This is a genomic window from Streptomyces sp. 13-12-16 (assembly GCF_002114215.1).
Taxonomy (GTDB): Bacteria; Actinomycetota; Actinomycetes; order Streptomycetales; family Streptomycetaceae; genus Streptomyces.
In genome coordinates this window covers 3,424-7,895 of the sequence record NZ_NCTE01000656.1, presented here as the reverse complement: position 1 = coordinate 7,895, position 4,472 = coordinate 3,424, and the positions used below count along the sequence as shown (strand labels likewise).

The 4,472-nt window shown below is 69.8% G+C and carries 4 protein-coding genes and 1 riboswitch; all 4 genes read right to left on the bottom strand.

What is annotated here, in order from left to right:
• Positions 1-102: 102 nt before the first annotated feature.
• The gene (gene eno / locus B7767_RS25165) at positions 103-1,383 is read right to left on the bottom strand and encodes a phosphopyruvate hydratase (protein ID WP_085574202.1); all 1,281 of its coding nucleotides are present in this window, start codon (positions 1,381-1,383) and stop codon (positions 103-105) included.
• 233 nt (positions 1,384-1,616) lie between these two features.
• Positions 1,617-2,327 (bottom strand): transglycosylase family protein, encoded by a 711-nt coding sequence (locus B7767_RS25160; RefSeq protein WP_085574194.1) that lies wholly within the window; start codon positions 2,325-2,327, stop codon positions 1,617-1,619.
• Positions 2,328-2,330: 3 nt separating this feature from the next.
• A riboswitch (cyclic di-AMP (ydaO/yuaA leader) is annotated at positions 2,331-2,499 on the bottom strand.
• Between the two features lie 205 nt (positions 2,500-2,704).
• Complete coding sequence (locus B7767_RS25155; protein ID WP_085574193.1) at positions 2,705-3,742, bottom strand: transglycosylase family protein; 1,038 nt, start codon at positions 3,740-3,742, stop codon at positions 2,705-2,707.
• Positions 3,743-3,945: 203 nt separating this feature from the next.
• Positions 3,946-4,472: cytochrome P450 (locus B7767_RS25150; protein ID WP_143652629.1), on the bottom strand; the 527-nt coding region annotated here is incomplete at its 5' end.

Genomic DNA, 4,472 nt, shown 5'->3' with positions numbered 1-4,472 from the left:
TGTTCCCGCCTCTCGTTCACCGTCATACGCGCGTACGTCCCCGCACACGGTACGGGACCGGGTACGGGGACGTACGTACGACGCCGCCTACGAGCGGGGAGCTCAGCCCTTGAAGCGGGGGAAGGCGGAGCGGCCGGCGTACACCGCCGCGTCGTCGAGGATCTCCTCGATGCGCAGCAGCTGGTTGTACTTGGCGACGCGCTCGGAGCGGGCCGGGGCGCCGGTCTTGATCTGGCCGCAGTTGGTGGCGACGGCCAGGTCGGCGATGGTGACGTCCTCGGTCTCGCCGGAGCGGTGGGACATCATGCACTTGAAGCCGTTGCGCTGGGCCAGCTCGACGGCGTCCAGGGTCTCGGTCAGCGAGCCGATCTGGTTGACCTTGACCAGCAGGGCGTTGGCGGCGCCCTCCTCGATGCCGCGGGCCAGGCGCTCGGGGTTGGTGACGAACAGGTCGTCGCCGACGAGCTGGACCTTGTCACCGAGCTTGGCGGTGATGGTCTTCCAGCCCTCCCAGTCGTCCTCGAACAGCGGGTCCTCGATGGAGACCAGCGGGTACGCCTCGACGAGCTCGGCGTAGTACTCGGTCATCTCGGCGGCGGAGCGCTCCTTGCCCTCGAAGGTGTAGGAGCCGTCCTTGTAGAACTCGGACGCGGCGACGTCGAGCGCGAGGGCGATCTGCTCGCCGGGGGTGTAGCCGGCCTCCTTGATCGCCTCGAGGATGAGGTCGAGGGCCTCGCGGTTGGAGCCGAGGTTCGGGGCGAAGCCGCCCTCGTCGCCGAGGCCGGTGGCCAGGCCCTTGCCCTTCAGGACCTTCTTGAGGGTGTGGTAGACCTCGGTGCCCCAGCGCAGCGCCTCGGAGAAGGACTCCGCGCCGATCGGGGCGATCATGAACTCCTGGATGTCCACGTTGGAGTCGGCGTGCGAGCCGCCGTTCAGGATGTTCATCATCGGCACCGGCAGCAGGTGCGCGTTGGGGCCGCCCAGGTAGCGGAAGAGCGGGAGGTCGCTGGCCTCGGAGGCGGCGTGGGCGACGGCGAGCGAGACGCCCAGGATGGCGTTGGCGCCGAGCGAGCCCTTGTTGTCGGTGGCGTCCAGGTCGAACATCGCCTGGTCGATCAGGCGCTGCTCGGTGGCGTCGTAGCCGACGAGCTCCGGGCCGATCTGCTCGATGACGGCCAGGACGGCCTTCTCGACACCCTTGCCCAGGTAACGGTTGGCATCGCCGTCACGGAGTTCGATGGCCTCGAAGGCGCCGGTGGAGGCGCCGGACGGGACGGCGGCACGACCCGTGCTGCCGTCGTCGAGGCCGACCTCGACCTCGACCGTGGGGTTGCCTCGGGAGTCCAGGATTTCCCGGGCTACGACGACGTCGATGGACGGCACGAGCATCTCCTTCTTGGATGTGACGCGGGTGAGCAGGACCCCGGAGGGTCTTGCGAGACCGAGCCTAACCGGCTCGGGGCGATCGGGCCGCCGGTCGCCCGCCCCGTGGACAGAACCGAGAGTAAATTGTTTCCGAACGGAACAAAGCCGTTTCCGGAAACCCGGCCGTAAAAAACCCCGCCCCGGCGCGTACGGGGGGAAACGCACCGGGGCGGGGGGCAGGGGGCAGCCGCTTACTTGAGGTGCAGCTGCTGGCCCGGGTAGATGAGGTCGGCGTGGTCGACGATGTCGTCGTTCAGCTCGAACAGCTCGGCCCAGCCGCCCTCGACGTCGTGCTCGGCGGCGATGGAGCTGAGGGTGTCGCCCTTGACGACCTTGTACTCGCCGTCGCCCTTCTCGACCTTCTCGCCGGTCGGGGTGGTGACGGTCTTCTCCTCTGCCTTCTGCTCGCTCTTCTGCTCGGTGGCCGGGCGCTCGGCGGAGCGGGAGGCCTTCTGCTCGGTCTCACGGGTCCCGGTGGAACCGGTGCTCTGCGAGGAGCCCGAGTCGTTCGCGGAGGAGCCGGTGTAGGCGGCGTTGGACAGGCCCGTGCCGCAGACCGGCCAGGCACCCTTGCCCTGGCCCGCGAGGACCTTCTCGGCGATCTCGATCTGCTGCGCCTTGCTGGCCTGGTCGGCGGTGGAGGCGTACTGCGTGCCGCCGTACGCGGCCCAGGTGGAGGCGGAGAACTGCAGGCCGCCGTAGTAACCGTTGCCGGTGTTGATGGACCAGTTGCCGCCGGACTCGCACTGGGCGACGGTGTCCCACTCGGAGGCGGTGGCGGCGGAGGCGCTGCCGGCCGCCATCAGCGGGGCGGCGACGGCGGCGGAGGCGACACCGGCGACAGCGATCGCGCGGGTGGCCTTGGACGGACGACGGTGCTTGCCCTTGCCGGAAAACAGCATGGTGGATCCCCTCACCGACGCCTGCGAGGTGAGCTGTCGGGTTCGGGCCGGTTGAGTTGCCCGGCCACGCCCCTCACGGGACGCGGCTTCACCCCAAGCCCGATCCGGTGTCAACCACCGGAAGGGGCGCTTACCTTGGGTCCCCCGCTCCTGCCTACGGCGCATGACGCGACGACTGTTCCCGTGCTGCCACTGGCAGGATTCGGCGTGGCGGCAGCCGGGGCCCGCGGTGGCGAGCGGTCACGACCGTAGGCACGCGATCCGCGGAATTTCAAAGACGATCAGGGCCTCTGAGACCTATCTCTCACAGTCTTTAAAACGGACATTCACCGCGAAACATGACGTCAACTGCCGCCGCGCCCAGGCCCTTTCGGGCGTCACTTTTCGCCCGGTTCGACCCCGACCTCAAGCTTCTGACCCGGCAGGATGAGGTCCGGGTCGGCGCCGACGACCTGCTCGTTCTCGGTGTAGAGCGACCGCCATCCGCCGTTGAGCTCAAGGGAGTCGGCGATGGACGACAGGCTGTCGCCGGTGCGCACGGTGTACGAGCCGTCGGCGGCATCGCGCGAGGCGTCGGTGCCGCGCGAGGCATGCCGGCCGGACGACTCCGACGTACGGTCCTCCGCCTCACCCTCCTCGGCGGTGGCGCCGCGGTGGCGGCCGGTGCCGGTGTCTTCGGTGTCGGTCACCTCGGAAGAGCCGGTGGTCTGCCCGGACTTGTCCGACTCGTCACTCTTGGGAGTGGCCGAGGTGGAGGGGGAGGTGCCGGATCCGTCACCGGAGCCGGTGTCCGAATCCGTGTCCGAGTCGCTCGACTTGTCGGACTTGGCCGATTCACCGGCCACGCCCTCGCCGTTCTCCGACCCTTCCGCGCCGGACGTGGCCGACGGGGAGGACGAAGCGGACGAATCGCCGGAGTCCGACGATCCGGACGAGTCCGAGGAGTCGGTGGAATCCGATGACGTGGAAGAGCCGGAGGAGCCGGACGTGCCCGAGGCCGAGTCCCCCGCCACACCCGTGTCGATGCCGGACGACGCCGAGTCCTGGCTCAGGCCCGCCGTCAGTCCGCAGGTGCGCCACGCGCCGACCCCCTGGTCGGCGAGGATTCTCTCGGCCACGGCTATCTGCTGGCCGCGGCTGGCCTGGTCGGGGCTGGTCGCGTAGTCCAGCCCGCCGTAGTTCTCCCAGTCGTCCTGGGTCAACTGCAGGCCGCCGTAGTAGCCGTTGCCGGTGTTCTGGCTCCATGAGCCGCCGGACTCGCACTCGGCGACCCGGTCCCAGGTCGCGCCGTCGGCCGCGCTGGCGCTGCCGGCCCCGAGGAGCGGGATCGCGATGGCGGAGCCGGTCACCCCGGCCGCGACGAGGAGAGCCGGAGCCTGGCGGGGGCGGCGGTGCCGACCGTTCCCGGAGAGCATGCGGAGACCTTTCGCAAGACAGCAATGACCGGCGCGGCGAACGGAAATCGAACCGATGCACCGCACTTGATGGGTGAACGTATCCGCAGACGATCACTTGTCACAAGTTCATGCCGCGCAGATCACGTGAAGATCACAGAGTTGAGAGCGTGTCATGTTTGTGCTGGTCCACTCGGGGGCACAGCGGACGGCCGCCCGGTCCGTCACCCCCGCGCGGGGGTGAACTCCACCGGGAGCGTGCGCAGTCCGCGCATGATGAGCCCGCCCCGCCAGCGGAGTTCGGCCGGTTCAGCCGCGAGCCGCAGGTCCGGCAGACGCGTCAGCAGGGTGGCGAGCGCGGTCTGGCCCTCCAGGCGGGCCAGCGGTGCGCCCAGGCAGTAGTGGATGCCGTGGCCGTATCCCAGATGCTGGTTGTCGCGCCGGCCGAGGTCGAGCACGTCCGGGTCGGCGAACCGCTCCGGGTCCCGGTCCGCGGCGGCGAGCACGACGAGGACGGGGTCGCCGGCCGCGATGCGCTGCCCGCCGATGGTGACCGGCTCGGTGGCGAACCGCCAGGTGGCGAGCTCCACGGGACCGTCGTACCGCAGGAGCTCCTCGACACCGGTCTCCAGCAGCCCGCGCTCCCCGGCGGCGAGGGACCGCTGCAGGCGGTCGCGCTGTCCGGGGTGGGTGAGCAGGGCGTAGGTGCCGTTGCCGATCAGGTTGACGGTGGTCTCGAAACCGGCGAACA